We start from the raw sequence: 1,851 nt of genomic DNA, 5'->3' as shown, positions 1-1,851 counted from the left end.
CCATTTATTCATTGTTTTTGTTTGAACAACACTATAACCCAGTTCCCTTACATATTGATGTTGCTTTTCCATTAGGGTCGAAGCTACACCAAATTTTCGATAATTGATATCCACTCCCCCCATCCAACTATAAAATTTATTATCATCCAATGCATATCCAATCTTAAATCCAATAAGCTTTGTACCACTCATAGCGGTTATAATTAATAGTTGCGGTTTACTTGCCATTTTGTTAATCAAATTATCTGATTTCCCAAAAATGTCTTTATGTAATTCTACAATGCCACCTAATATATCATCGTCAGGTATTGAATTAAAAATAAGGGTTTCAAAGTTCATTTGTATTTCACTCCCCTTCCAAAATATTTAGAATACATAATTCTTAACATTATTATGTCTGTCCTTCTTTAACAATCATGTTAATCGAATAGGAAAAATGATTGCAACACAAACCCATTTTGTGATCCCGCTCTTTTATATTGTAATAAACAAAAAATGGATATATAGTAAAATAGCGGTATATTTAATAGAAGGGCGAATAAAAAAGTCGCAGTTATAGTTCACCATTTTGTGCCTTTCATCAAATAAAAGCTCTTTTTTATTATGTATAATGAGGATATAATGGTAAAATTTATTCTATCAAATAGAACGACCATAAAGAGGAGAATACATATATGGAATTTGTAGAATTAGCAAAAAGTAGACGTTCAGCTATCAATTTTCAATCGGATGTGAAAATCTCAGATCTTGAATTACAAGAAATATTTGAAATCGTTAAAACCCATCCCTCATCATATAACATTCAAACTACGCATTATTATGTTGTCACATCAGAGGAAAAGAAAGCTCTTGTCAAGAAAGCCTCATATGAACAGCATAAAACCCTTAGTGCTTCTGCAACGATCATCGTATGTGGAGATAAAGATGGATACAAGGAAGCCCCTCGATTATATGAAGGCATGAAAATGCTTAGAATTATAGACGAGTTAGAATACAATGATACGATTGAGACAATTAATAATTTATACAGTAATAACAATACATTAATAGAAGAAGATAATATCCGAAATGCTTCTCTATCTGCGATGTTATTCATGTTAGCTGCCAAAGATAAAGGATGGGATACTTGCCCGATGCATGTCCACAATGAACAAACGATTAAAGAAATTTACAACATTCCAGATAACCACGAACCTGTTTTAATTATTACATTAGGCAAATCAGTAACAGGAAAAATTAGACCAAGAGGGTATAGAAAGCCTGTTGGTGAATTTGTTCATTTTGCTGATTAATAACTAATTTATCAAAAACCTACTAAGATTTTCTTAATTGAGTTTTCTTCCATAAAAATATGTTTGTAAATACAACTATTGAAAAGTAAAGCAAACTTGCAATTATTGTAGCGGTAAGTTTTTGTTTATTAGCTTTTGGGTTTCCCAAGAGTCTATTTAATTGCAAAATTTTTGTATCATTTTTTAGAAAAAACTAGGAATGTCTCTTTCTTGGTGGACATTCCTTTTTATTATTCTGANNGTAATAATCACAAATTTCAATTTAACTTGAGTAATCCACAATTATGCTAATCTTAATTGTCTACTTGAAAATTGTCTTGTTGTAAGTGATGAAAAATTACTTCATATAATCTTCAACTAATTCATAGCATCTTTCTTCTGTAAGATTTGCTAACACAGCCACATATTCTAGATGTTCCATCGTACCTCCTTGATATTTTAGGGATGCCTCTAATGCAGTATCATCACGATAGGTTATCCAATTCCTTTGTTCTTTTCTCAATTGATTCATCTCTTCTGTCGTTAGTTGTTCCTTTAGGACTCCATAAACTTCATTTAA

The 1,851-nt window shown here is 30.9% G+C and carries 3 protein-coding genes; 1 reads left to right on the top strand and 2 read right to left on the bottom strand.

Annotated features, from left to right (window positions below):
- The coding region (locus V7122_RS24625) for a GNAT family N-acetyltransferase (protein WP_335529786.1) at nt 1-339 on the bottom strand (339 nt) is incomplete at its 3' end.
- 335 nt (nt 340-674) lie between these two features.
- Between V7122_RS24625 and V7122_RS24620 the strand changes: the two genes are divergently transcribed.
- Nucleotides 675-1,292, top strand: coding sequence for a nitroreductase family protein (locus V7122_RS24620; protein ID WP_335529784.1), 618 nt, complete (start codon nt 675-677; stop codon nt 1,290-1,292).
- 337 nt (nt 1,293-1,629) lie between these two features.
- On the opposite strand, the gene V7122_RS24615 is transcribed toward V7122_RS24620, so the two are convergent.
- On the bottom strand, nt 1,630-1,851 hold a 222-nt coding region (locus V7122_RS24615; RefSeq protein WP_335529781.1), incomplete at its 5' end, for a lysozyme inhibitor LprI family protein.

Source organism: Bacillus sp. JJ1532 (genome assembly GCF_036965085.1).
Taxonomy (GTDB): Bacteria; Bacillota; Bacilli; order Bacillales; family Cytobacillaceae; genus Cytobacillus.
The sequence above is the reverse complement of the archived record's forward strand: the minus strand, read 5'-3'. Positions and strand labels throughout refer to the sequence as shown.

Coding starts and splice junctions, on each gene's coding strand:
- V7122_RS24620 (WP_335529784.1), top strand. CDS start 675: ATGGAATTTGTAGAATTAGCAAAAAGTAGACGTTCAGCTATCAATTTT.